The sequence below is a fragment of the Nonomuraea cavernae genome (assembly GCF_040655715.1).
GTDB lineage: Bacteria > Actinomycetota > Actinomycetes > Streptosporangiales > Streptosporangiaceae > Nonomuraea > Nonomuraea cavernae_A.
The window spans coordinates 1-25,416 of record NZ_JBFAKL010000012.1; the positions used below are offsets into that span (position 1 = coordinate 1).

Consider the following 25,416-nt stretch of genomic DNA (forward strand, 5'->3'; position numbering starts at 1 on the left):
GGGTCTGGTGATGTTCGCCTTCGGCCTTGTTTCGGGCGCGGGGGTACCTGGCACGGTCTTAAGTCGGCCGGAACGCCCACCCGCCTCCGCTTCACGGTGTCCGGCCGCTCGGCTTGCCCGCCGTAGAGCGGGCTGCGATCCGTCGTCGTCCTGCTCGCCGATGCTGAAGCGCTCGCTTCCGCCCCTTGGCCTGCTCGCCGTAGCTGAAGCCGTCACTTACCGGCACAGTGCGGGCCGGGCGCCGTAGACGTGGCAGGGTTGGTACGGCTCGCCTGCGCCTTGCCCCGCCTGGTATTGGCCTGGAGGGTCAGGTGAGCCAGATGAGGCCGGCGAACCGGCCGCCCGGCTGCTCGCGGCGGTGGGAGTAGAGCTCGGCCGACTCGATCGTGCAGCGGGCGTCGTGGCGCACGTCTGTGAGACCGGTCCCACGCAGCTGGGCCTCGATCCCGGCGCGCAGATCGAGGGCCGGGGTGTCCCAGGAGGTCGTGGACCACGTCGCGGGCACCCGCTCGGCCACCCGCACGCGCAGCTCGGCGGGCACCTCGTAGCACCGGCCGCACGCGCCGGGCCCGACCAGCGCCACCATCCGGGACGGAGCCGCGCCCTTGGCGGCCATGGCCTCGACCAGCGCCGTGGCCACGCCCGCCTCGGTGCCTGGGCGGCCGGAGTGGGCGGCGCCGACCATCCGCGCCACCGGGTCGGCCACCAGGACCGCCGGGCAGTCGGCGCCGAGGGAGGCGAGGGCCAGGCGCGGCTCGTCGGTGAACACGCCGTCGAGGGGCGGCGGGTCGTCGCCGTACGGCTCGCTCACGTAGGCGACGTCGGCGCCGTGGACCTGGCGCATGAACACGACGGCCCGCACGCCCAGCTCCGCGGCGACGGACGCCCGGTTGGCCCGCACCGCCTCCGGGTCGTCACCGACCAGCCCGCCGAGGTTGCGCGATCCGTAGGGCGGGGCGCTCACTCCCCCGTGTCGATCGGTGACGGCGACGCGCACTCCCGGGGCCAGCTGCATGCCTCAAATCCTAGGCCGCTCCCCCACGCCCGGCTGCGGGCCGTTCGTGGTGCTCGGCACCGGGTGTCCGCCACCACAGCCCGGGTGCGGGGATGTGCGGGCCGGGTGAGCAGATCGCGGACGGCGCGTCGATGCATTGCCGGCGAAACGCGGAAATGGCGCGATCGTATTCAGGAATTGTACAGTCGGCCGAAATGTACGGGGTGACTCCTGGCGACGGAATGAAAGAGCCCAAGAGCATGGCCGAGCCGAGGTGAAGCCCTCAAGACACGCCGGGAATGGCCGCTCGAAACACCGGCGGCCCGGCCGGCCGGCACACCAGGCGAAACCATGCGGATATCCGAGTATCGGCGCGCCCGAATCCACCGACAATAGCGCGATCGATCACATCGACGCGATACCGGTTTTACCGAGACCCTGAGAACGCGATGGTGAATGCCGCCCATCGGCAAGGCGAGGCATGTACTAGATCTTGGTTTTCACAGGACGTGTACGGTCTGCGGGCTTCACCTTCGGGCGGCATCACGCCGCCATCGGCATCGCGTCATCTTCTCGGCTCCCGCGGGGGCCTGGCCGGCGTGCAGCCTTCGGCCACGCCATCCGAGGCATCGTGGGCGCCGCCGTGCCATCGACCAGCCCATGCCGTCCGGCCGGGCCTGACCGAGCCCGCGCCCGGCTCATGACAGCACTGCCGGCCTCCGCCCAGAGGCCGATACCGGACAGCGCCGAGCATTGCCTGGCCGATGCCCGCGTGTTCTACTCGGGGCCGCACCATCGCCTGCAGATCAGAAGCCGTATGGCGCGATCCGGGAGGGGCGGGCGGCGCGGTCGGCGGCGCGGCGGGCGTTACTGCCGGCGAAACCATTGCGTCTTTTCGGCCCCCGGCGTTTCCCGGCCAAACGACTCGGCGTTTTTCCGTGTCGAGTTCCGGCCGTTGTCCCGGATTTCTCGACTGGTTTGCCGTTCAACCGAGTGGCGATATGTAATTTCCGGCCCTCCCGAATGCATTACGGCTCTCCCCGCACTAAAATGGCGATTGCCAGCCGACGACCGGGCGGATAAAGATGGCGAAGAAATCGCGATCGGCAAGGATCGCGATCCGGCCGGCGCGCCGCTGCGCCATTCGAGGAGTCCTGATGTCAGGAACCCGCCCCGCTCTCCCCGACAGCACCACGCCCGAATTCCAGGCCGAAGCGCTCGCCGAGGCCAACGCCTTCCGGGCCAAGCACCACGCGCCGCCGCTGGTCATGGACCCCGAGCTCAACTCCTACGCGCAGGCGCGGGCGGCCTCCCGCTCCGAGCAGGAAGGGCTCGCCGCCGGGCACACCGGCCTGCGCCAGCAGACGGGCGAGAACATCTTCTGGGGCGGCGGGTCTGAAGCCCTCCCCGGATCGGACGCGGTCAAGAGCTGGTACGACGAGATCACCGCCTACGACTTCGCCGCGGCTCAGTTCTCGTCCGGCACCGGCCACTTCACGCAGCTCGTCTGGAAGGCCAGCACCAGAGTCGGCATCGCACGCGCGGCGGGACAGGGCAGCGAGTACTTCGAGACGTACATCGTTTTCGTCTTCGAGGAGCGCGGAAACATGCAGGGCGCTTTCGCGGAGAACGTTCTGCCTGCTTGACCGAACACCGCCGCACCGATGACGCGACGGGGCCGGCCGGGCGAGCTCCAAGGCCCTCGGCCCCCCTTCCGCCGAACGTCTGCCCATGCGTGAGTGTCCGACACCGCCGGGGGTGAACGACGGCGAACGACCGCGAATCCGGCGCTCGGGACGGATTCGCATCGACCGAGGAGGGCCGACCGGCCGCGACTGCGGTCCGGCGGAGGCATTCAGGTCAAAGTACCGGCGGACATTCGGCTAGATTCTCCCTCCATGAGCGAAGGGATCTTCCAGGAGCACGACGAGAGGCCCGTGCTGTCCGAGGCCGCCGCCCAGTCTCGGGCCTCCGTCCTGCGCAGCCGCGCCGAGTCCTACATCGGGCTGTCGCGGCACGACGCGGCCATCGCCGACCTCACCGAGTCGATCGCGCTGGCGCCCGACAACGCCCGCGCCTGGCGGCTGCGCGGCGAGAGCCACCGCGTCATCGAGCGGTACGAGGCGGCGCTGACCGACTTCGACGAGGCGCTGCGGCTGGAGCCGGACAGCGCCTACTCCCTCGGGTCGCGCGGACAGACGTATGCCGCGCTCGACCGTCTGGAGGAGGCCATGGCCGACTTCGAGCACGCGCTCACCCTGGCACCGGAGTCGCTCTGGATCCTGGAGGCCAGGGCCGACGCCCTCGCCGACCTCGACCGGGTGGACGAGGCGCTGGCCGAACACACCAAGATCATCGCGCTGGACGAGGACCTGGCCTACTCGTGGCTCGCCCGCGGCGACCTCTACCAGCGGCTGCAGCTCTATCCCGAGGCCATCGCCGACTACACCAGGGCGCTGGAGCTGGACCCGGTGTACGTGCGGGGGTTCAGCAGACGGGGCGAGGCGCTGCGCATGCTCGACCGCTACGAGGAGGCGCTGACCGACCTCAACCGGGCTCTCGACCTCGAACCGGACAACGACCGCGCGCTGGGCAGCCGGGGCGCGGTCCTGAGCGAGATGGGCGACAACGAGGCCGCGCTCAAGGACCTCGACCGGGCCGTCGAGCTGGACGAGGAGTACGTCTGGGCCTACCGCGTGCGCGGCGAGATCCTGCAGGAGCTCGAACGGCACGAGGAGGCGGTGGCCGACTTCACCCAGGCCCTCCAACTGGAGTTCGGCGACTCCTGACATCCTCCCCCGCCTGAAGGACGGGGCATCCACGCTGTAGGTGCTTGGTGAGTCCCCGGCTGATGCCCGTCCGGGTGAACCGGATCGCGTAGGCCCTGGAGATCGACCGAATCTAGTTCTAGATTCTGACGCATGGGTATCGGGCTGACCGAGGAACATCTGGCGCTGGCCGCCTCCGTGCGGGGTCTGGCCGAGCGGACCGTCGAACATGCGGCGCTGGCCGCGCAGGGCGTGCTGGGGCTGCACCTGCCGGAGGAACGCGGCGGGCAGGGCTACGGCCTGCTGGAGCTGGTCGTGGCACTGGAGGCGCTGGGCGAGCGGCGGGCTCCGGGCGCCTACCTGCCGTCGGTGATCGCCTCGGCGGCGCTCGCGCGGGCCTCCGGCGGCGGCACGGACGCGCTGGAGGAACTCCTGGCGGGGCTCGCGGACGGATCGCTGACCGCGGCCGTCGCGCTCGGCGAGGCGGGGGTGATCGCCCTGGGCTCGCCCGGCGCCGACCTCTTCCTGGTGCCGCTGGAGGACGGGCGGTGGTCGCTGCTCGACCGGGCCGACGTGGACGTGGAAGCCGTCGAGGGCGTGGATCTCGACCGCGCGCTGTGCTCGGTGACCGTACGCGACGAGACCGCACGGGATGGGGGCGCTGGGCGGGTGCTCGGCGAGGTTCCCGTCCGGGAGGTGGCCGCCGTGCTGCTGGGGGCCGACGCGTGCGGGGTGGCGGCGTGGGCCGTGGCGACGGCCGCCGATTACGCCAAGGTACGGGAGCAGTTCGGGCGGCCGATCGGGCAGTTCCAGGGCGTGAAGCACCGGGTGGCCGCCGCGCTGGTGGCGCTGGAGCAGGCGCGGGCCGCCGTGTGGGACGCGGCCAGGGCGCTGGACGACTCCCCCGGCCGTACACCGACGGGTGAAAGCCCTGGGGCGGGTGGGGAGGGGCGGCTGGCGGTGGGAGTCGCGGCGGTGCTGGCGCCCGACGCGGCCGTGCGGTGCGCCGCCGACGCGATCCAGGTGCTGGGCGGCATCGGCTACACGTTCGAGCACGAGGCGCACCGCTTCTACCGGCGCGCGCTGTCCGACCGGATGCTGGCCGGGGATCCCGGTGTGTGGGCCGAGGAGGTGATCCGCCTCGCCCTCGCCGGGGTACGGCGGAGCACCGAGCCGGACCTGCCGCAGGAGGCGGCCCCGGTCCGGGACGCGATCAGGGCGCAGGCGGAGTCGCTGCGGGCCGAGGAGCCGTTGGCGAGGCTGGGGCGGTTCGCGCGGGAGGGCTGGATCATGCCGTACCTGCCCGAACCGTGGGGCAGGGGCGCGTCGCCCCTGGAGCAGGTGATCATCCACCAGGAGTTCCGCGACCTCAAACGGCCGAACCTGGGCATCGGGGCCTGGGCGGTGCCGTCCATCGTCCGGCACGGCACACCGGAGCAGCGGGAACGGTTCCTGCCCAGGACGTTCACCGGCGAGATCGTGTGGTGCCAGTTGTTCAGCGAGCCTGGCGCGGGGTCGGACCTGGCGGGGCTGTCCACCAAGGCGGTCCGCGTGGAGGGCGGCTGGTCGCTGAGCGGCCAGAAGATCTGGACCTCTCTGGCGCAGTACGCCCATTGGGGCATCTGCCTGGCCCGGACCTCTCCGGACCGGCCGAAGCACGAGGGGATCAGCTACTTCCTGGTGGACATGTCCTCGCCAGGCGTCACCGTCAAACCGCTGAAGGAGATCAACGGCGACGAGGTGTTCAACGAGGTCTTCCTGGACGACGTCTTCGTGCCGGACGATCTGGTGGTCGGCGAGGTGGACGGCGGCTGGCGGGTGGCCCGGGACACGCTGTCGCACGAGCGGGTCGCGCTGGGCGACTCGTGGGGGCCGGGTTCCCGGCACACCGACATGGCCGGTCTCATCGCGAAGTTGCCGGAGCCGCGGCAGGCGCGGCTGGAGGAGGCCGGGCGCCTGTGGGCCGAGGGGCAGGCGCTCGCCGCGCTCGGCCTGCGCGTGACGCTCGCCCAGTTGTCGGGCGCCGATCCGGGCACCGCGTCGAGCGTGCGCAAGCTGCTCGGCATGCGCCACTCGCAGGCCGTCTCGGAGTTCTGCTGGTCGCTGGGGCCCTTCGACCGCCACTGGAGCCGGATGATCCTCACCACCCGGGCGTTCACGATCGGCGGCGGCACGACCGAGGTGCAGCTGAACATCATCGCCGAGCGGGCGCTCGGGCTGCCGCGCGATCCGTGATCAGCTCCGAGGATGGTACGGCGCGGCCAGGTGGGCGTACACGATGGTGTTGTCCTGGTAGCTGTGCGCCCGCCCGTCGAACACTCCGCCGCAGGTGACCAGGCGCAGGCCCGGATAGCGGAGGTCGCCGTAGACCTTCCGGGCCGGGAAGCTCCTCTTGGGCGTGTGCTCGATCCGGTCCACCACGAACACGGCCACGGACCGGTCGGCGCGCTGCACCTGCACCTGGTCGCCGCGTTCGACGTCCTTGAGGCGGGCGAACACGGCCGGGCCGGTCCTGGTGTCGAGGTGGCCGGTGATGACGGCGGCTCCGCGCTGGCCGGGTACGGCGCCGTAGCGGTACCAGCCGGCCAGGTTGGGGCGCTCGATGGGCGGGTTCTGGATCGTGCCTCCGGTGTCGAGGCCCAGCTCCATGAGCGGCGCCGACACGCCGATGGACGGGATGTAGACGGCGACCGGCCGGGCGGGCCGCATCGGCTTGGCGATCTTCCCGGCCGGCACGGGCAGGGACGCGACCGGCGCGGGCAGCGACGTGGCCGGCGCGGGCAGCGACGTGGCCGGCGCGGGCAGCGACATGACCGGCTCGGGCGTGACGGCCGCGACGGGCTCGGGCCCGCCGCCGGACAGCAGGCCGCCCACCCCTGCCCAGATCAGCACGATCCCGGCCAGGGACACCACTCCAGCCGCGACGAGGAGCGACTTCTGGCCCAACTAGGCGTCACCCTTGCGGCGGCGCACCGCGAACCCGGCCAGCCCGGCGCCGGCGAGCAGCGCCGCGCCGCCGCCCGCGACGAACGGCCACGCCGGGTCTCCCTGCGCCAGCCCGCCGCCGCCCGTCTCCGGGTGGCCCTGCGGCATCCGGCGTTCGTCCTCGTCGACCGGCTTCCAGGGGGCCCCGGTATCGCGCGGGGCGTCGGAGGGCGCGTCGGACCAGGAGTCGGTGGGCACCGGGTTGTCCGACCAGCTCTCCATCGGGTTCGGCACGGGGTTGTCCGACCACTTCTCCCCGGGGCTGGACCCCGGCACCTCGGGTTCCGTGCCGCCCGGCTCGTCGCAGGGCACCAGGGGCAGCAGGCAGGTCGCGGCCACGGCCGGCGTCTCCTGGCTCGACTGGGCGGAGGCGGTGCCGATGCCCGCCACGGTGATCACGCCGCCGGTCACGAAGGCCACCACCGCTCCGGCGGCCGCCAGACGTTGCGCTCTTGCCATAACCAGGCTCCCGAATCGGTTGTCGCGCCCCGAGACAGAACGAGAGCCTTGCGAACTATTGGACCGATCGTCAAGTAATGTGACCGAAGCGATATCGGTGAATTACCGGGCGATTGCGGAGAGTGAGGTTCCAGTGGATGATCCGTGCCGGAACAGGATGAAATTTCTCCTTCCCGGTGGAAGGGATTTCCTCCCGCTTGCCAGATTTCACCACCCACGCAGAGCGTCGCGTACACATCCGCGAGTTACGTTCCAGGACAGGTGCCGCATCCGAGAGGAATACGGACACCGCACGGCCGGAGAGCCCGAGCCTTACCCCGGTCGGAGGGGGCCGGCCGTGCAGTCCACCGCCTCGCTCAGCCGGCCTCTTCTTCGGGACGCGCCTTGCTCGGCTGGACGCGCTTGGGCTCGCCGGGCATTTTCGGATAGTTGGGCGGATACGGCATGTCCCCGCGGTCGTCTCCGGCGTACCAGTCGAGCAGCGGCTCGATCGAGTACGCCTCGTCGTCGATGGCGGCGTGGACGTCGCCCAGCTTGGCGAAGCGGGCCGGGACGGTGCGGATGTCGAAGTCGGCCGGATCGACGTCCTCCAGCTCCTCCCAGGTGACCGGGGTGGAGACGGGCGCCGTCGGCCTGGCCCGCACCGAGTAGGCGCTGGCGATCGTCCGGTCGCGGGCGTTCTGGTTGAAGTCGATGAAGACCCGCTCGCCGCGCTCCTCCTTCCACCAGGCCGTGGTCACCAGGTCGGGCGCGCGCTCCTCCACGGCCCTGGCCAGGGCGATGCCCGCGTGACGTACCTGGACGAAGTCCCAGCGCGGTTCAATCCGAACCGCGATGTGCAGGCCGCGGTTGCCCGAGGTCTTCACGAACCCGGTCAGGCCCGCCTCGGCGAGCACCTCACGGGTCAGGAAGGCGGCCCGGCGGGCGGTGTCGAACCCGAGCCCCGGCTGCGGGTCGAGGTCGACGCGCAGCTCGTCGGGGTGCTCGACGTCGGACGCGCGCACCTGCCAGGGGTGGAAGTCGATCGTGCCCAGGTTGGCGCAGTAGGCGATCGCGGCCACCTCGGTGACCCGCAGCGAGTCGGCCTTGCGCCCGCTCGGGAAGGTGACGGTCACGGTCTCCAGCCAGTCGGGATGACGGGGCGGCATCCGCTTCTGGTAGATGGCCTCGGTGTGGATGCCGTCGGGGTGACGCTTCAGGTTGGTCGGGCGGTCTCTCAGCGCCCGCAGCGCGCCCTCGCCGACGCTCACGTAGTACTCGACGAGCTCGCGCTTGGTAACGCCGATCTCCGGAAAGTAGACCTTGTCGGGATTGGTGACCTTGACGGTCCGCTCCCCCACCTTGAGCTCTATGTACGGCGATGCCATGCCCCGAACCTACCCCGGACCGGCCCGCGAACGGGTGGGTCCGCCCCGGAGCCGCCTCAGTGGCGGGACCGAGGGCTCGACGGGACGGACCTTTTAAGATCACCCGCCATCGTCGCCGTCCCGGGCGCTGGCGCGCCACCCGGCCGGCCTCTGATCGCCTCTGCGACTCCAGCACGGGCGTGGGCTGTGCCGCCTCTGCGATCCGGCGAATGATCTCACCCTTGACAGGAGGCGATGACACCCCCTTGCTTACAAAGACGCAAATTCGCCCCAGAAAGGATGCTTCCCCCTGCGGAGATCTCTTTTTGCCGCATCTCGTACGCTGGACGTATGGACAAGGTCGTCAAGAGCGAGGGCGAGTGGCGGGTTCAGCTCTCGCCCGAGGAATTCCACGTGCTCCGCGAGGCCGGCACCGAGCGGCCCTTCACCGGTGAATACGTCGACACCAAGACCGAAGGCGTCTACTCCTGCCGCGCGTGCGGGGCCGAGCTCTTCAGATCGGACGCCAAGTTCGAGTCCCACTGCGGATGGCCGAGCTTCTTCGAGCCGTCGGAGTCGGAGGCGGTGCGGCTGATCGACGACCGCAGCCACGGGATGGTCCGCACCGAGGTGCGCTGCGCCCGCTGCGACTCCCACCTGGGTCACGTCTTCCGGGGCGAGGGCTACGCGACCCCCACCGACGACCGCTACTGCATCAACTCCGTCTCGCTCCGCCTCCAGCCCGCCGAGTAACGCGTCACGCCCCCGCGCTCCACCGGGCGCGAGGGCGTGCCGTGAGTCGCCGGCTGATCACGGCAGGGCCGCGACCAGCTCCTGGACCGGCTTGCGGGCCCCGGTGTAGAAGGGGATCTCGACCCGGGTGTGCTCTCGGGCCTTGGCGCCGCGCAGGTGACGCATCAGGTCGACGATCCGGTGCAGCTCGTCGGCCTCGAAGGCGAGCATCCACTCGAAGTCGTTGAGCGCGAAGCAGGCGACCGTGTTGGCCCGCACGTCGGCGTAGTCGCGGGCCATCTTGCCGTGCTCGGCGAGCAGTGCCCGGCGCTCGGCGTCGTCGAGGAGATACCACTCCAGCGACCGCACGAACGGGTAGACGCTCACGTAGGCCCGCGGCTCCTCCTCGGCCAGGAACGCCGGGATGTGCGACTTGTTGAACTCGGCGGGCCGGTGCAGCGCCATCGCCGACCAGACCGGCGTGGTGTGGCGGCCGAGGCCGGTGCGGCGGAAGCGGGAGTAGACGTCCTGCAGGTCCTCGGGGGTGGCGGCGTGCCACCAGAACATGAAGTCGGCGTCGGCCCGGAAGCCGGCCACGTCGTAGAGGCCGCGGGTCACCACGTCCTTCAGGGCGGCCTGCTCCAGCAGCTCGCCGAGCTCGTCGGCGAGCGGGCCGCGGTCGCCCGGCACGGGCTCGGTCACCTTGAAGACGGACCACATCGTGTAGCGGATCACCTGGTTGAGATCGCGGGCCTTCGGCCGCGCAGCGCCCTCTGTCATGTCTCTATTCTCCTCGCCTGGCCAGGTGGTCCAGAATCCGGCCCGCGGCCGTGCGGGCGGTGGCGACGCAGGCGGGAATGCCGAGCCCGTCGTAGGCGGCCCCGCACACCGCGAGCCCCGGCTGCACGGCCACCGCGGCGCGCACCCTGGCCACGCGGTCGAGGTGGCCCACGTTGTACTGCGGCAGCCCGCCGCCCCATCGGGTGACGCGGGTGTCGACGGGCAGCCCGCGCACGCCCATCACGCCGGCCATCTCGGCCGTGCCGAGTGAGACCAGCTCGGCGTCGTCGCGCTGCAGCAGGTGCTCCTCGCCGAGGCGGCCGATCGAGCAGCGCAGCAGCACCAGGTCGCCCGCGAGGTGGGGCCACTTGACCGAGCTGAACGTGACGGCCTTGACCGGGCGGCCCTCGACGGGCGGGACGAGGTAGCCGGAGCGCGCGGGCGGCTCGGGGAAGGCGTCGACGGGGTAGGCCAGCGTGACGACGGCCATACTGGCGTACTCGATCTTGGCCAGCTCGGTCGCGGCCCCGGGCACCTCGGCCCCGAGCAGCCGGGCGGCGGCGGGAGCGGGGACGGCCACGATCACCGCGTCGGCTTCGATGACCTCGGGCCTCGGCACCGGGCCGGTCACGAGCCGCCAGCCGTGCTCGGTGCGGCACAGCTCGCGGACGGTGACGCCGGTGCGGACGTCGGCCTCGGCGGCCTTGGCGACGGCCTCGGGCAGGCTGCCCATGCCGTCGCGGAGCGTGGTGAAGACGGGGCCGGCGTCCCTGGGGCTCTCGTCGGCCATCCGCCGGGCGGCGGTCAACAGCGAGCGCTCGGATCGGGCGGCGGCGGCCACCTGGGGCATCGTGGCCTCCAGCGACAGCTTGTCGGCGCGGCCGGCGTAGACGCCGCCGAGCAGCGGCTCGACGAGCCGGTCGAGGACCTCGCCGCCCATCCGGGCCCTGATGTAGGCGGCGACGGACACGTCGGTGCGCACCAGGGTCGGCGGCAGGATCTGGTCCATCGGCAGCCGCAGCAGCCCGCCCGGCGACAGGATGCCGGATTTGGCCAGCTCGGTCAGGTCGGCCGGCACTCCCATGACCTGTTTTCTGGGCATCGGCCGCAACGCGCCCCTGCTGAGGATGGCTGAGCCGGCGGAACCGGGGCTCATCAGGTCGTCGCCGAGCCCGGCCGCCTTGGCCAGCTCCTTGCCCTCGGGCCGCCTGGCCAGCATGGCCTCGGCGCCCACGTCGACGCTGACTCCGGCCACCGGTGAGGCGAGCAGCTTGCCGCCGACGCGCGGGGCGCTCTCCAGCACGGTGATCCTGATCCGGTCGCCACCGGCCTGGCGAAGATGCCAGGCCGCGGCCAGCCCCGAGATGCCGCCGCCGACCACGACGACGTGGGGCGTGTTCTCTTCCACGGCGTTCCCATTCACGGCTCCTGACGTTACCGTCTCGGGTGCCTGACCGGCCGTTCGGGGCGCGTGACCATACCGTGACGGCTGCCATCAAACCCGCCTGTTCTCGCGGCCGTCATAGGGGCATGAAGAGATTCCGGTACGGCGTGGCGTTGTCGGCCGTGTGCGTCGCTCTGCTCGCGTCGGGGTGCGGCGGCTCGGGCGAGTCCGCTATGACTCAATCGGCCCCGGCCGCGGCGCCCGAGTCGGCGTTCGCGCAGGACCGGGCGGACTCGGACGGCTCCGCGGAGGTCAGCCCCCGGTCCGCCGCCAAGAGCGGGCGGTCGGCGGGGAGCGGCGAGAACCTCGCCTCCAACGTCAAGGTGACCCAGCAGGAGCGCCAGGTCGTCTACGTGGCGAACATGACCGTGCGGGCCAAGGAGGTCACGGCGGCGGCGCTGCGGGCCAAGCAGCTCGTCACCTCGGCCGGCGGCTACCTGTCGAAGGAGGAGTCGCAGTTCTCCGACGGTGGAGACGGCTCCGCCACGCTGGAGTTCAAGATCCCGCCCGCCCGTTATCCCGAGGTGCTCGCGAGCCTCGGCAAGGATCTGGGCAAGCAACTCTCGGTGAACCAGGGCACCCAGGACGTCACGCTGCGGGTGGCCGACGTCAACAGCCGGCTGAAGTCGGCGCAGGAGGCCCTCGTCTCGCTGCGCACCCTGCTGAAGAAGGCCGACACGATCGGCCAGGTGCTGGAAGTGGAGCGGGAGATCTCCGCCCGCGAGTCCGATCTGGAGTCGCTGCAGGCCCAGCAGAAGGAGCTGGCCGCCCAGGTGGGCATGGCGACCCTCACGCTCAACCTGGTCGGGCCGGTCACCGTGGTGTCCGAGCCGTCGGAGGAGCCGGCGGGCTTCCTGGGCGGGCTCGCCGCGGGCTGGTCGGCGCTGAAGGGGTTCGTGATGGTGGCGCTGACCGTGCTCGGCGCGGTGCTGCCGTGGCTGATCGTCATCGTGCCCGTGGTGCTGCTCGTGTCCTTCTTCGTACGGCGCGCCCGTGGCAGGAGGACGCCCCCGGCCGTCGGCCCGGCGGAGACTCAGGCCTCGTGAACCAGGTCGGTCAGCCGCCTGAGCTGGTCGGGGTCGGTCGAGGGGAGCACGCCGTGGCCCAGGTTGAACACGTGCCCCTCGGCGGCCCGGCCGCGGCGCAGCACCTCGCGGGCCTTGCGCTCGACGACCTCCCACGGGGCCAGCAGGATGGCCGGGTCGAGGTTGCCCTGCAGCGCCTTGCCGGGGCCGATCCGCCGGGCGGCCTCGTCGAGCGGCACCCGCCAGTCGACGCCCACCACGTCGGCTCCCGCCTCGCCGAGCAGGCCGAGCAACTCGCCGGTGCCCACGCCGAAGTGGATGCGCGGCACGTCGAGGTCGGCGAGCCCGTCGAAGATGCGGCGCGTGTGGGGCAGCACGAATTCGCGGTAGTCGTCGGGGGCCACCGCGCCCACCCACGAGTCGAACAGCTGGACGGCCGAGGCGCCCGCTCTGATCTGGATGCGCAGGTGCTCCAGGACGATGCCGCTGAGGCGTTCCATCAGCGCGTGCCACAGCCGCGGCTCGCCGTACATCATGGCCTTGGTGCGGTCGTGGTTCTTGGAGGGGCCGCCCTCGATGAGGTAGGACCCCAGCGTGAACGGCGCGCCGGCGAAGCCGATCAGGGGCGTGCCGCCGAGCTCGCCGACCAGTGCCTCGATGGCCTCGGTGACGTAGGTGACGTCGCCGGGCTCGATCGGGCGCAGCGCGTCGAGGCCGGCCGCGTCGCGGATCGGCTGGGCCATGACCGGGCCGACCCCGGGTTTGATATCGAGGTCGACGCCGATGGCCTTGAGCGGCACGACGATGTCGCTGAAGAAGATGGCGGCGTCGACGCCGTAGCGGCGGACCGGCTGCATGGTGATCTCGACGATGAGCTCGGGCGTGGCGCACGCAGTGAGCATGGGCACGCCTTCGCGCACCTTGAGGTATTCGGGCAGCGAGCGCCCGGCCTGGCGCATGAACCACACGGGGGTGTGCGTGACGGGCCGGCGGCGGCAGGCGCGCAGGAACGTTGAGTCGGCGAGATTCACTCTTCAAGGGTGCCATGGCCTGCTCGCGGTCCGGTATCCGGCGTGAGGTGTCGGAAAAGTAGGCATTGGACGACCAAAATCATGATCAGATGGTCGGATGCACGTTTACCGGCCGGCCCGGCATCGGCGGCGCACCCGGGTCGAACACACCCCATGGGCGACCAGAAAGCCGGTCTCGACTGGACCAAAAGTTCCCCAAGTGACCGCGCGGCATCGATTCAGCATCCACTTTCGGGACACGCCGAGCGCGTTGCGGGGAATTGTCGGCGCGGCATGCCAACGTCGGAGCCACGACCCGACGAAAGGCCCCAGTGCGATGACCGCGTTGTGGAGTTCCCCAGAGCGCCGCAGAGAGACCTGCGCCTCGTGCGCTGGTGAGCGGCAGTTCGAGCGACCACCGTGCCTCGACGGGCACGAGCCGGGTGAATGCGCCGAGTGGGCCTGCGTCGAGTGCGGTCATGCCCTGCTCATCGGGCAGGTCACGTCCACCCGCCCGGTCCGGCAGCTGGTTGCGGCAGCGGTTTGATCGCGAACGATGAGCACCCCCGTGGTCCCCTTCCGTCCGTCTTCGACCTACTCTTCGACTATGACCCTCGGTGACCGGCCACCGGCTCCGGCCGCGTTCCGGCACGCGGTCGAGAGTCTCCGGCTGGCAGAGGTCCGGCCGGAGATCGAGCTCGAGGACCTGCCCGCCCCCCAGCGGCTCGCGCCCTACTCCGCGGCCATGGGCGCCTCGGTCTACCGCGACGACGACGAGCTCGCGGTCGGCCGGCTGATCCTGCTCTACGACCCCGACGGCCAGCGCGGCTGGGACGGGCCGTTCCGCCTGGTGGCCTACGTGCGGGCCGACATGGAGCCCGAGATCACCTCCGACCCGCTGCTCGGGCCGGTCGCGTGGAGCTGGCTGACCGAGGCGCTCGACGCCCACCAAGCCGACTACTCCGCCGCCGGCGGTACCGTGACTAGAGCAGTGTCCGAGGGATTCGGCAACAAGGCCGATGATCCGGTCACCACCGAGCTCGAGTTGCGGGCGTCCTGGTCCCCCACGCACGAGGACCTGTCCGGCCATGTCGCCGCCTGGTGCGACCTCATGTGCGTGGCGGCGGGGATCCCGCCGCTCCCGCCCGATGTGGCCACCATGCCCCGCCGACGCGATGATCCGGAGAGTGACCGAACGAAGTGAGGGCACCAGTCAACAGAACAACAGCGTCATGAGAGCGGTGGACTCATGACAGACGAACGCACCGTCGTCCCCTTGCTGGAGCCGCGCGGAGGCATCCCCCCGGTCGTCGGCGACGCCGCGTCCCTGGCCCGGACCGTCGACGCCTTCGCCGAGGGCTCCGGCCCGGTGGCGGTCGACGCCGAGCGCGCCTCCGGCTATCGCTACGGCAACCGCGCCTACCTGGTGCAGCTACGCCGCGCGGGTGCGGGCACGGCGCTGATCGACCCGATCACCTGCCCCGACCTGTCCGGGCTCGACCAGGCGGTGGCCGACACGGAGATCGTGCTGCACGCCGCGTCCCAGGACCTGCCGTGCCTGCTGGAGGTCGGCTTCCGGCCGCGCGCCATGTTCGACACCGAGCTGGCCGGCCGGCTGCTCGGCTACGAGCGGGTGGGGCTCGGCACCATGGTCGAGACCGTGCTCGGGCTGCGGCTGGAGAAGGGCCACTCGGCCGCCGACTGGTCGACCCGGCCGTTGCCGGAGGCCTGGCTGCGCTACGCCGCGCTCGACGTGGAGGTGCTGGTCGAGCTCCGCGACGTGCTGCACGCCGAGCTGGTGGAGAGCGGCAAGCTGGAGTGGGCGCGCGAGGAGTTCGCCGCCGTGCTCGGCACGCCGCCGACCACGCCCCGCTCCGACCCGTGGCGGCGCACCTCGGGCATCCACAAGGTGCGCAACGTGCGGGCCCTGGCCATCGTGCGCGAGCTGTGGACGATGCGCGACCGGATCGCCCGCGAGAGCGACCTGGCGCCGGGCCGGGTGCTGCCCGACTCCGCGATCGTCGCCGCCGCCCTCGACGTGCCGCGCACCAAGAAGGCCCTCACCGAGATCTCGGCCTTCACCGGGCGCAGCGCGCGCAGGCACATGAGCGACTGGCTGAGCGCGGTGAGCCGGGCGCGCGCCCTGTCCGACGGCGAGCTGCCGCAGCCCAGCACCCCGGGTGACGGGCCGCCACCCGCCAACCGGTGGGCCGACCGCGATCCCGTCGCCGCCAAGCGGCTCAGCGCCGCCCGCGCCGTGGTGGCCGCGCTCGCCGACGAGCACCGCATGCCGACCGAAAACCTGCTGCAGCCCGACGCGGTGCGCAGGCTCACCTGGGAGCCTCCCGAGGAGATCAGCGACGAGAGCGTGGCCGACCGGCTGCGCGGGCTCGGCGCCCGCGCGTGGCAGGTCTCGCTCACCGCCCACCCCCTCGCCAAGGCCCTGGCCAGGCTGGAGACCAAGGGCGACCTCTAGGTACGGCCGGCGCTCTTGACGCCTCCGGTGGGCCAGCCGTACGTTGCGGGAAAGCGCTTTCCTAGAAGGGGTCCCCATGAGCGTGCGCACCATCGGCGTCGTGATGAACGGCGTCACCGGCCGGATGGGCCATCACCAGCATCTGGTCAGGTCCGTCCTGGCCATCAACGAGCAGGGCGGCGTCACGCTCTCGGACGGTGACCGGGTCCTGCTCAGGCCGGTCCTGGTCGGACGCGACCCCGCCAGGCTCGCCCGCCTCGCCGACCGGCACGGCGTCGCCGAGCACACCACCGAGCTCGACGCCGCGCTCTCCGGCGAGGACAACCTGATCTACTTCGACGCCCAGGTCACCTCCGCCCGGGTCAAGGCCGTGCTCAGAGCCATCGAGGCGGGCAGGCACGTCTACACCGAGAAGCCGACGGCCGAGTCGGTCGACGAGGCGGTCGCGCTCGCCGAGGCGGCGACGGCCAGGGGCGTCAAGAACGGCGTGGTGCAGGACAAGCTCTTCCTGCCCGGCCTGCTCAAGCTGAGGCGGCTGATCGACGGCGGCTTCTTCGGCCGGATCCTGTCGGTGCGCGGCGAGTTCGGCTACTGGGTGTTCGAGGGCGACTGGCAGGAGGCGCAGCGCCCCTCGTGGAACTATCGCGCGGCCGACGGCGGCGGCATCGTGCTCGACATGTTCCCGCACTGGCACTACGTGATGGAGAACCTGTTCGGCCGGGTCGAGGCGGTCTACGCGAAGGCCGCGACGCACATCCCGGCCCGCGTGGACGAGCGCGGCGTCGGCTACGAGGCCACCGCCGACGACGCCGCGTACGGGGTCTTCGAGCTGGCGGGCGGGGTGATCGCCCAGATCAACTCCTCCTGGACGGTCCGCGTCCACCGCGACGAGCTGGTGGAGTTCCAGGTGGACGGCACGCACGGCAGCGCGGTCGCGGGGCTGCGCGACTGCCGGATCCAGCATCGGGCCGGCACTCCCAAGCCGGTCTGGAACCCCGACCTGCCGGTCGTCACGCGCTTCCGCGAGCAGTGGCAGGAGGTGCCGGACAACACCGAGTTCGACAACGGGTTCAAGATCCAGTGGGAGTTGTTCGTCCGGCACGTGCTGGAGGACGCGCCCTTCCCCTACGACTTCGCCTCCGGCGCGCGTGGCGTCCAACTGGCCGAGCTGGGGTTGCGTTCCTCCGCCGAGGGCCGCCGGATCGAGGTGCCGGCGCTGTGATGATCGACCTGCCCGGCGGGGCGTACACGCTGCGCGAGCCCGTGACCTGGCCGGCGACCGGCGTGCCCGCCACCGGCCGCGTCGGCTACGCGGCCGCGCACGTGGTGGCCGACCCGCTCGGCGACAACACGCCCGGCTCCCCCGCCGCCGTCGACTGGGACGCCACCCTCCGCTTCCGCCGCCACCTGTGGTCGTACGGCCTGCGGGTGGCCGACGCGATGGACACCGCGCAGCGCAACGCGGGCCTCGACTGGGCCGCGACGAAGGAGCTCATCGCGCGCAGCGCCCGCGAGGCCCGCGACTTCGGCGACCCCGCCACGCTGCTGGCCTGCGGCGCGGGCACCGACCACGCCCCCGGCGCGGCCGACCTGGCCGCCGTCACCGCCGCCTACGCCGAGCAGATCGACACCGTCCAGTCGGCCGGCGCCCAGGTGATCGTCATGGCCTCGCGCGAGCTGGCCCGGGTGGCGAGTGGGCCCGGCGACTACCACCAGGTGTACGGCAAGCTGCTCGGCCTGGCCGAACGGCCGGTGATCCTGCACTGGCTCGGCGAGATGTTCGACCCGCGGCTGGCCGGATACTGGGGCTCGGCCGACGTGCCCGCCGCCACCGACTCTTTACTGGAGCTGATCCACGCCCACGCCCCGATGGTGGACGGGGTGAAGGTGTCGCTGCTGGACGAGGAGCACGAGACAGGGCTGCGCGCGGCGCTGCCCGGCGGGGTGCGGCTCTACACGGGCGACGACTTCAACTACCCCTCGCTGATCAAATCGGGCTCGCACGCGCTGCTCGGCGTCTTCGACGCGATTGCCCCCGCGGCGGCGGCCGCCCTCAGGGTGCTCGACGCGGCCGAGTCCGGCAGCGAGGCCGATCGCGACCGGCTGCTGGCCGACTACGACGAGATCCTGGCGCCCACCGTGCCGCTGTCGCGGAAGATCTTCGAGCCGCCGACCTACCACTACAAGACCGGCATCGTCTTCCTGGCCTGGCTGAACGGCCACCAGGACGCGTTCGCCATGGTCAACGGCGCCCAGTCGGCCCGCTCGCTGCGTCACCTGACCGAGGTGTTCCGCCTGGCCGACCAGGCGGGGCTGCTGGCCGACCCGGAGTTGGCCGTGCGCCGGATGCGGGCGCTGCTGGCGGTGAACGGCCGGTGAGCCTGTCGCTCAACCAGTGGACGACCAGGCGCTGGTCGGTGGCCGAGTCCGTGGACGGCTGCGTGCGGCACGAGCTGGCGGCCGTGGGGCTGTGGCGGGAGAAGGTGGCCGAGCAGGGGCTGGCCGAGACCGTCAAGCTGGTGCGCCAGGCCGGGCTGCGGGTGTCGTCGCTGTGCCGGGGCGGCTTCCTGACCGCGGGCGGGCTGCCCGGCGAGGAGGGCCGTCGCGCCTTCGCACGGGCTCTCGACGACAACCGGCGGGCCATCGACGAGGCGGCGGAGCTGGCGGCGGCCTGCCTGGTGATGGTGGTGGGCGGTCTTCCCGGCGTGCGGCCGGGCGAACCCTTGCCCGCGAGCGGCGGCTCACGCGAGCCGGCCACGGAGGGCTCGCGTGAGCCGGCCACGGACGGCTTCGCACCCGGCTCGCCCGGCTTCTCACGCGACCTGGCCGGGGCCCGCGAGCGGGTGGCCGAGGCGCTCGGTGTCCTCGCGCCCTACGCCGGAGAGCGGGGCGTCCGGCTGGCGCTGGAGCCGCTGCACCCGGTCTACTGCCCGGACCGGGCCGTCCTGTCCACGCTGGGCCAGGCTCTCGACCTGTGCCTGGCGTACCCGCCGGAGCAGGTCGGCGTGGTCGTCGACACCTTCCACGTGTGGTGGGATCCGCGGTTGCCCGACGACCTCGCCCGGGCCCGCGGCCGAATCGCCGCCTACCAGGTGTGCGACTATCTGCACCCCCTGCCCGCCGACGTGCTGCTCGGGCGAGGCATGATGGGCGACGGAGTGATCGACTTCGGGCCGATCACCCGGGCCGTGGCCGGGGCGGGCTACACCGGAGACGTGGAGGTCGAGATCTTCAACGCCGACGTCTGGGCCGCCGATCCCGACCAGGTGGTGGCCACGATGAAGGCCCGCTACGCCGCCCTGGTGCCGGCCGCCTGACCGTTTCCCCCAAGACGAAAGGCGAGATCCCTTGGGCTCGCACAACGACCATCTGGCCCTGCCCGATGACGTCCACCTCACGGGTTCGGGTCTCATCCTGCGCGAATGGGCGGAGCAGGACGTGCCCGCGATGTCCGAGCTGTTCGACGAGCCAGCCGTCGCCCGCTGGACTCCGCTGCGCTCCCCCTTCGACCAGAGCGCCGCCCGCGCCTACCTGGACGTCGCCCGCCAGCGCCGTACCGACAGGAGGAGGCTCCAGCTCGCCATCACCACCGACGGCGGCCGGCCCCTCGGCGAGATCCTGCTGTTCGTCACCGGCGAGCCGGGTGAGGTGGAGCTGGCCTACGCCGTCGGCGCCGCGCACCGCGGCCGGGGTCTGGCGGGGCGCGCCGTCCAGCTGATCACCGCCTACGCCTACGACCCGCTGGCCGCCACCCGAGTGCTCCTGCGGATCGCCGCCGGCAACACCGCCAGCGCCGCGGTGGCCCGGTCGGCCGGGTTCCGTCTCACCGAAGCGCCCGTACTCGTCCGCGAGGGCTCCGACCCGCTGCACACCTGGCTCCACCACAGGACCGCCGCCCCGCAGGAGACAGGCGCAGCCGTCCCGGAGCCGCTCAGCTCTCGGCCGACTCCTCCTCGACGGTGACGGTGCCCGCCGCGCCGTCCACCGTGATCAGGCCGCCGGTCGTGATGCGGCGGGTGGCGTCGGGCACGCCGACCACGGCCGGGATGCCGTATTCACGGGCCACCACCGCGCCGTGCGACATGGCGCCGCCCATCTCCATCACCAGCCCGCCGGCGGTGAGGAACAGCGGCGTCCAGCCGGGGTCGGTGGACGGGCAGACCAGGATCTCGCCGGGTTCGAGGTGGGCGCCGACCGGGTCGAGCACCACCCTGGCCGGGCCGGTGACCGTACCGGCCGAGGCGGCGGAGCCGGTCAGCGCACCCTCGGCGGCCGGGGCCGACAGCGCCTCCGGCTCGGTGCCGTCGGAGAGCATGATCCTGGGCACGTGCCTGCGGCGGGTCTCCCGCTCGTAGGCCGCCCGCCGCTCGGTCACGAGGGCGCGCAGGTCGCCGCCGGCCAGCGCGGCCCGGGCCTCCTCGACGGTCAGGAAGAAGACATCGCCGGCCGAGCCGAGCACCCCGGTGGCGGCCAGGTGCTCGCCGACGGCCAGCAGGCTGCGCCGCAGCCCGGCCAGGACCTGCACCAGGTAGAACTTGGGCAGCTCACGCAGTCCCGCGTACGCTCTGGTGCGGCGCAGCGCGAACCGGGTGACCGTTCCCCGCAGACGCCCCCTGCTCCGGGCCCGGGCCACGATCGCGGCCGTCGCCGCCTTCGCCTCGGCGGCTCCCCGGGCGAAGAGCGCGTCTGGGGCGAGGTCGCCGGCGTCGTCCATGCGCAGGTAGTTGGCCAGGACGCCAAGCAGGTGGGCGGGGTCGTCCGACCAGCGGGGCAGGCCGAGGTCGATCTCGGCGACGCCGCGGTGGCCGTAGGTTTCGAGAAAGCGCGCGATGCCCTGCTGGGCTTTCGGCGGCAGCTCGCCCGCGTGGTAGAGGCGCACCAGCTCGCCGGCCGGGTGCCGGCGGAACGGCTCCGGCTCGACCTGGCCGGCCAGGGCCCAGAGCTCCAGGTCCATCTCGGTGGTCGGGTTGTGCGGAAGAGCGCGGAGCACGTCCTGCATCTCGCTCAGCGGCAGTCCGGACAGCCGTGAGGCCAGCCCGAACAGGCCGTAGCCGGTGAGCACGATCGGCATGATCGAGATGATCTGCGGAAACGTGCCGCCGAGCACCCGCTCCACGTGGTCCAGGCGCTGCGCGGGCGTCGCCCCGCCGGGCACGCGCAGCCGCCCGTCCAGCCGCTCGCCCACTGCGCGGGTGTAGGCGAGGGCGCGGGCCGGCCTGGTCAGCGCCTGGAACACGCGGGCGGGCGCGCGCACCCGGCGGGCGAAGCGCGCAAGGCCCCGCAGGGCCGGCCGGAGCGAGGTGTGCCGGACCGACAGGCGGGGATCCTCGACGAGCCGCTCCAGTACGACCGCCGTTCGGGCCTCGCCGACGGCCAGGACTCGCGGCAGGATCACCCGCCCGGCCCGGCTGCGCACGGCCGTGGTGAGGTCGATCCACAGCCGCAGGCCGGAGACCGCCAGGAAGGCCGGCCCGTCACGCCGCTCGGCCGGAGCGTGCCCGAACAGCCCGGCGGCTCCGGAGGCGAGCAGCCGGAACGCCGAGAGCCCCATCGGCGTGAGCGGGCCCATCACGCCCTGGACGACGTTGACCGAGAAGTAGACCCGCAGGCCGTCGCGCGTGGTCTCGGGCAGCGGGTAGAGCGTGGTGATCGGCCGGGCCTGGGTGAGCCAGAGGGCGCCGTCGTCGCCGATGGCCCACTCGGTGTCCTGCGGCGCGCCGTAGTGGTCCTCGACGCGGACGCCCAGCGCGGCCAGCTCGCGCGCCTGGGCGTCGGTCAGGCACAGGCCGCCGGGCGCGGCCTCGACGTGCTCGGTGCCGCCGCCCGCCAGGGAGCGTACGGCCAGCCGCTTGTCTCCCTCGTGCCGAAGCAGGATCTCGCCGGTGGCCACGTCGACCGCGAACCGGTCGGGGTTGACCGCGCCGGAGACCACGGCCTCGCCCAGCCCCGGGGCGGCGTCGATGACGGTCTCGCGCCTGCGGCCGGTCACCGGGTCGGCGGTGAACATCACCCCGGCCACCCGCGCGTCGACCATCACCTGCACGACGACCGCGAGCCGTACGGAGACGTGGTCGATGCCGTTGGCGTCGCGGTAGGCGACGGCGCGGTCGGTCCACAGCGAGGCCCAGCAGCGGCGTACGGCGTCGAGCACCGCGTCGGGGCCGACGACGTTGAGGAAGGTGTCCTGCTGCCCGGCGAAGCTGGCGAACGGCAGGTCCTCGGCCGTGGCCGAGGAGCGCACCGCGACCGGCACGCGGTCGCCGAGGCCGGCGTAGAACTCCCGCACGGTCTTGGCCACCGGCTCGGGCACGGGCGTCTCCAGCAGCCGGGTCCTGGCGGCCTCGGCCAGGCCGGGGCCACCCCGGGCGACGATCACGTCGAGCTCCGCCGCCTCGGCCACCTGGCGGTAGGCCTCGGTGGTCAGCACCCAGCCGGCGGGGACCGGAAGTCCCGCCCTGGTCAGCTCGCCGAGGTTGGCGGCCTTACCGCCCACCTCGGCGAGCATCCCGGCGTGGATCTCGGAGAAGTCCAGTGCGGTGTTCATCGCGCCCCCCGGGAGGTCTTCGTGCGTCTCGTCACGAGTCTCACTCTTCCGAGACCAGAATTCAACACGCGATGAAAAGATTCTCAGAAGCGGAGCGGGCTCCCGTCGAGCTCCCAGGCGGGGTCGGCGTCGATGCCCAGCCCGGCCAGTGCCGTGGGGGCCACGTCGACCAGTCTCGGCTCGCCGAGCGAGCCTCCGCCCAGGTCCTCGCCCAGCCGGGCGGCGATCACGAACACCGTGCGCTCCTCGTCGGAGACGCCGCCGTGACCGCCCTCGTCGACGTGGCCGTGGTCGGTCGTGACCAGCACCGTCCAGCGTTCGCGGGGGTACGAGGGCCGCGCGCGGACCGTGTCGAGCAGGCGGCCCAGGTAGGCGTCCTGGAGCAGCAGCGCGTCGGTGTATTCACGACACATCGGGCCGAGGTCGTGGGCCACCTCGTCGGTGTCGCCCAGGTAGACGAACGCCAGGTCGGGGCCGTCGCCTGCCAGGCAGGCGGTGGCGGCCTCGGTCACCCGCTCGTCGCCGGTGTGGAAGGTGATGGCGTAGCCGTCGACCACGAACCGGGTGCCGAGGGCCGGGCCGAAGGCGCCGTGCTCGGCCAGTGCGGCCCAGGAGAAGAAGGCGGCGGTGACCAGGTCGGGGCGGACGGACATGGCCCGAGTCAAGAAGTCCGGATATTTCGCGAACTGGGCTCCCGTGAATCCGTTGTCCACGACGCCGTGCTTGTCCGGCCACACCCCGGTCGCGATCGACGACCAGCCGGGGCCGGAGTCGGTGCGCGCCCTGATCAGCCGGACGTCGTCCTGGATGTCGCCCGGCGACGTGGCGGACTCCGGGACGACCTCGCCCGGCGACTCGGTGCGGGGGGCTCCGGCCTCGCCGTACGGGAGGCGGCTGGTGCCGTACCGGCCGGAGGACATCAGCGCGCCGAGCACCGGCGGGCGCACGGCGGCGAGCCGGTCGAAGCGCAGGCCGTCCATGCCCACCACGAGCACCTTGTCGATCATGCGGAGGTCCTCCCGAAACGTCGCACCCACGCGGCGGCGCCGGGCAGGACCTCCTCGACCGGGGCCACCTGGGGATACCAGGTGCGCTCCCATTCGAGCGAGACCCACCCGTCGTAGCCGGCCTCGCGCAGCAGTGTCCCGCACTCCTCCAGCGGCACCGCACCGGCCCCCATGGGCACGGGCGTGCTGTCGCCGGCCGAGACCGCGTCCTTGACCTGGACGTAGGCGAGCCAGGGGCGCAGCGCGGCGAGGGTGGCGGCGGGCGGCTCGCCGCTGCGCCAGGGATGCAGCAGGTCCCAGAGCGCGCCGGTGGTCTCGGGCACGGCCGCCGCGTCGAGCAGGCCGGCCACGGCCGCGCCGGTGGCCAGGTGGTCGTGCGTCTCGACGAGCACCCGCACGCCGAGGTCGGCGGCCGCGCCGGCCACGGCCCGCAGCCTGCGCGCGCCGACGGCCGGGTCGTCGCCGCGCGGGAAGACCCGCACGCCCGGCGCCCCGAGCTGAGCGGCCAGCGCCAGGTCGGCGAGCAGCGCCTCGACGGCGGGCTCGTCGGGGCCGGGCTCGCACACACCGACATAGCCGGCCAGCGCGGCGACCTCCAGGCCGGCGTCCGCGATCCGCTCGCGCACGGACCGCCGTTCGTCGCGGCCGAGGCCCCGGTGCACGCCGGTGTCGGGGTGCAGGCGGAGTTCGAGACCGTGGCAGCCGTGCCCGGCCGCCACCTCGATCGCCCGGCCGAGCCCCTCGCCCGGCATGCCGAGGGTGCTGAGCGCCAGCTTCACCGCGCCTCCCGTGTCGTCAGCGGAGGTCCCGCACGCTCTCGCGCAGCACGACCTCTCCGGTGACCTGCTCGACCACCGGCGTCTCCCCCGCGTCCAGCGCGAGCTCCAGCGCCCGCGCGCCGAGATCGGTCAGCGGCAGGCGTACGGTGGTCAGCGCCGGCACCTGGTCGCGCAGGGTGGGGATGTCGTCGAAGCCCGCCACCGAGACGTCCTCCGGCACCCGGACACCACGCTCGCGATAGGCGGCCAGCGCGCCCACGGCCATCACGTCGTTGACGGCGAACACGCAGGTCGCCTCACCCGTCTCGGCCGCCGCCGTGTGGCCGCCGTCGCGGTCGAAGGGACCGTGGACGACGCGCGGCTCGGGCAGCCCGAGCTCCCGGATCGTCGTGACGAACCCGGCGCATCGGTCGCGGGCGGTGATCAGCCGCGGGGGCCCGGCGAGCACGGCGAACCGGGTGTGACCGAGCCCGGCCAGCGCGCGGGCCAGCGCCGCCGCGCCCTCCCGGTTGGCGGGAGCCACGGTGTCGACGCCCAGCAGGGGCTGGCCCACGCAGGCCACCCGGCCTCCGGCGTCGAGGTAGCGCCGCAGCTCGTCGCGGAGCCGGCCGGTCACCTCGGGGTCGTCGACCCGCGACCCGGCCAGCAGCACGGCCCGCACGCGCTGGGCGTTGAGCGTGGCCACGTAGGCGATCTCCTGCTCGGGGTCGCGGTGGGTGGTGCCCACCATGACGAGCAGCCCCTCGCCGGCCGCGGCGCGCATGGCGCCGTCGGCCAGCGCGGCGAAGTAGGGGTCGGTCAGGTCGTGGACGACGATGCCGATGACGTTGCTCGCGCCTTTGGCCAGCGTCTGGGCCGCCATGTTGGCGCGGTAGCCCAGCTCGCCGGCGGCCCGTTCGACCCGCGCGCGCAGATCGGCGCCGACCTGCCGGGTGCTGCCGTTGAGCACCCGCGAGGCGGTCGCGAGCGAGACGCCCGCCTGCTTGGCGACGTCCTCCAGCGTGACCACGACACCTCCCGGAAAGCGGTTGCCTCTGGCGCCGGACGGCACCCGGCTCCGCATCCTC

22 protein-coding genes are annotated in these 25,416 nt (G+C 72.6%); 11 read left to right on the forward strand and 11 right to left on the reverse strand.

Features of this window, described 5'->3' with window-relative positions:
• Positions 1 to 307 precede the first annotated feature (307 nt).
• On the reverse strand, positions 308 to 1,015 hold the full coding sequence (gene pgeF / locus AB0I38_RS19070) for a peptidoglycan editing factor PgeF (RefSeq protein ID WP_358469212.1): 708 nt from the start codon (positions 1,013 to 1,015) through the stop codon (positions 308 to 310).
• 1,136 nt (positions 1,016 to 2,151) lie between these two features.
• On the opposite strand from pgeF, the gene AB0I38_RS19075 reads away from it, so the two are divergent.
• From AB0I38_RS19075 to AB0I38_RS19085, 3 genes are all read left to right on the forward strand, one after another.
• Entirely contained in the window at positions 2,152 to 2,640 is a 489-nt protein-coding gene (locus AB0I38_RS19075; protein WP_358469215.1) for a CAP family protein, read from the forward strand.
• 252 nt (positions 2,641 to 2,892) lie between these two features.
• Complete coding sequence (locus tag AB0I38_RS19080) at positions 2,893 to 3,783, forward strand: tetratricopeptide repeat protein (protein WP_358469218.1); 891 nt, start codon at positions 2,893 to 2,895, stop codon at positions 3,781 to 3,783.
• 132 nt (positions 3,784 to 3,915) lie between these two features.
• Complete coding sequence (locus AB0I38_RS19085; protein ID WP_358469221.1) at positions 3,916 to 5,997, forward strand: acyl-CoA dehydrogenase; 2,082 nt, start codon at positions 3,916 to 3,918, stop codon at positions 5,995 to 5,997.
• Here AB0I38_RS19085 and AB0I38_RS19090 read toward each other — a convergent pair whose 3' ends face one another.
• From AB0I38_RS19090 to ligD, 3 genes are all read right to left on the reverse strand, one after another.
• Positions 5,998 to 6,708, reverse strand: coding sequence for a class F sortase (locus AB0I38_RS19090; RefSeq protein WP_358469223.1), 711 nt, complete (start codon positions 6,706 to 6,708; stop codon positions 5,998 to 6,000).
• Positions 6,709 to 7,206 carry a hypothetical protein gene (locus tag AB0I38_RS19095; RefSeq protein ID WP_358469226.1) on the reverse strand — a complete coding sequence of 166 codons (498 nt, stop codon included), beginning with the start codon at positions 7,204 to 7,206 and terminating at the stop codon, positions 6,709 to 6,711. It abuts the gene before it with no gap.
• Between the two features lie 356 nt (positions 7,207 to 7,562).
• Positions 7,563 to 8,573, reverse strand: a complete 1,011-nt coding sequence (gene ligD / locus AB0I38_RS19100; protein ID WP_358469230.1) for a non-homologous end-joining DNA ligase — start codon at positions 8,571 to 8,573, stop codon at positions 7,563 to 7,565.
• A gap of 330 nt (positions 8,574 to 8,903) precedes the next feature.
• Here ligD and msrB point away from each other — a divergent pair, with 330 nt between their 5' ends.
• Positions 8,904 to 9,305, forward strand: a complete 402-nt coding sequence (gene msrB, locus AB0I38_RS19105; RefSeq protein ID WP_358469233.1) for a peptide-methionine (R)-S-oxide reductase MsrB — start codon at positions 8,904 to 8,906, stop codon at positions 9,303 to 9,305.
• 57 nt (positions 9,306 to 9,362) lie between these two features.
• Here the strand turns inward: msrB and hemQ are convergent, their stop codons facing one another.
• Positions 9,363 to 10,064 carry a hydrogen peroxide-dependent heme synthase gene (gene hemQ, locus AB0I38_RS19110; protein ID WP_358469236.1) on the reverse strand — a complete coding sequence of 234 codons (702 nt, stop codon included), beginning with the start codon at positions 10,062 to 10,064 and terminating at the stop codon, positions 9,363 to 9,365.
• A gap of 4 nt (positions 10,065 to 10,068) precedes the next feature.
• Entirely contained in the window at positions 10,069 to 11,472 is a 1,404-nt protein-coding gene (gene hemG / locus AB0I38_RS19115) for a protoporphyrinogen oxidase (RefSeq protein ID WP_358469240.1), read from the reverse strand.
• 122 nt (positions 11,473 to 11,594) lie between these two features.
• Between hemG and AB0I38_RS19120 the strand changes: the two genes are divergently transcribed.
• On the forward strand, positions 11,595 to 12,554 hold the full coding sequence (locus AB0I38_RS19120; protein ID WP_358469243.1) for a DUF4349 domain-containing protein: 960 nt from the start codon (positions 11,595 to 11,597) through the stop codon (positions 12,552 to 12,554).
• On the opposite strand, the gene hemE is transcribed toward AB0I38_RS19120, so the two are convergent.
• On the reverse strand, positions 12,542 to 13,564 hold the full coding sequence (gene hemE, locus AB0I38_RS19125; RefSeq protein ID WP_358469246.1) for a uroporphyrinogen decarboxylase: 1,023 nt from the start codon (positions 13,562 to 13,564) through the stop codon (positions 12,542 to 12,544). The genes AB0I38_RS19120 and hemE overlap by 13 nt on opposite strands.
• Positions 13,565 to 14,150: 586 nt before the next feature.
• Between hemE and AB0I38_RS19130 the strand changes: the two genes are divergently transcribed.
• The 6 genes from AB0I38_RS19130 to AB0I38_RS19155 all read left to right on the forward strand — a co-directional run bounded on the left by AB0I38_RS19130 (position 14,151) and on the right by AB0I38_RS19155 (position 19,982).
• Positions 14,151 to 14,747: a DUF3000 domain-containing protein gene (locus AB0I38_RS19130; protein WP_358469249.1), complete on the forward strand. Its 597-nt coding sequence runs from the start codon at positions 14,151 to 14,153 to the stop codon at positions 14,745 to 14,747.
• 45 nt (positions 14,748 to 14,792) lie between these two features.
• The gene (locus tag AB0I38_RS19135) at positions 14,793 to 16,019 is read left to right on the forward strand and encodes a ribonuclease D (protein WP_358469252.1); all 1,227 of its coding nucleotides are present in this window, start codon (positions 14,793 to 14,795) and stop codon (positions 16,017 to 16,019) included.
• A gap of 76 nt (positions 16,020 to 16,095) precedes the next feature.
• Positions 16,096 to 17,241: a Gfo/Idh/MocA family protein gene (locus AB0I38_RS19140; RefSeq protein WP_358469254.1), complete on the forward strand. Its 1,146-nt coding sequence runs from the start codon at positions 16,096 to 16,098 to the stop codon at positions 17,239 to 17,241.
• Complete coding sequence (locus AB0I38_RS19145; protein ID WP_358469257.1) at positions 17,238 to 18,398, forward strand: dihydrodipicolinate synthase family protein; 1,161 nt, start codon at positions 17,238 to 17,240, stop codon at positions 18,396 to 18,398. Before AB0I38_RS19140 ends, AB0I38_RS19145 begins: the two co-directional genes overlap by 4 nt.
• Positions 18,395 to 19,336 carry a sugar phosphate isomerase/epimerase family protein gene (locus tag AB0I38_RS19150; RefSeq protein ID WP_358469260.1) on the forward strand — a complete coding sequence of 314 codons (942 nt, stop codon included), beginning with the start codon at positions 18,395 to 18,397 and terminating at the stop codon, positions 19,334 to 19,336. The genes AB0I38_RS19145 and AB0I38_RS19150 overlap by 4 nt, the downstream gene beginning before the upstream one ends.
• A gap of 31 nt (positions 19,337 to 19,367) precedes the next feature.
• Positions 19,368 to 19,982: a GNAT family N-acetyltransferase gene (locus tag AB0I38_RS19155; RefSeq protein WP_358469263.1), complete on the forward strand. Its 615-nt coding sequence runs from the start codon at positions 19,368 to 19,370 to the stop codon at positions 19,980 to 19,982.
• Here the strand turns inward: AB0I38_RS19155 and AB0I38_RS19160 are convergent.
• The 4 genes from AB0I38_RS19160 to AB0I38_RS19175 form a co-directional block, all read right to left on the reverse strand.
• Entirely contained in the window at positions 19,951 to 22,563 is a 2,613-nt protein-coding gene (locus AB0I38_RS19160; RefSeq protein WP_358469266.1) for a PEP/pyruvate-binding domain-containing protein, read from the reverse strand. The genes AB0I38_RS19155 and AB0I38_RS19160 overlap by 32 nt on opposite strands.
• Positions 22,564 to 22,646: 83 nt before the next feature.
• The gene (locus AB0I38_RS19165; protein WP_358469270.1) at positions 22,647 to 23,570 is read right to left on the reverse strand and encodes an alkaline phosphatase family protein; all 924 of its coding nucleotides are present in this window, start codon (positions 23,568 to 23,570) and stop codon (positions 22,647 to 22,649) included.
• Positions 23,567 to 24,349 (reverse strand): sugar phosphate isomerase/epimerase family protein, encoded by a 783-nt coding sequence (locus AB0I38_RS19170; RefSeq protein ID WP_358469273.1) that lies wholly within the window; start codon positions 24,347 to 24,349, stop codon positions 23,567 to 23,569. The genes AB0I38_RS19165 and AB0I38_RS19170 overlap by 4 nt, the downstream gene beginning before the upstream one ends.
• A gap of 16 nt (positions 24,350 to 24,365) precedes the next feature.
• Positions 24,366 to 25,358, reverse strand: a complete 993-nt coding sequence (locus tag AB0I38_RS19175; protein WP_358469276.1) for a LacI family DNA-binding transcriptional regulator — start codon at positions 25,356 to 25,358, stop codon at positions 24,366 to 24,368.
• Positions 25,359 to 25,416 lie beyond the last annotated feature (58 nt).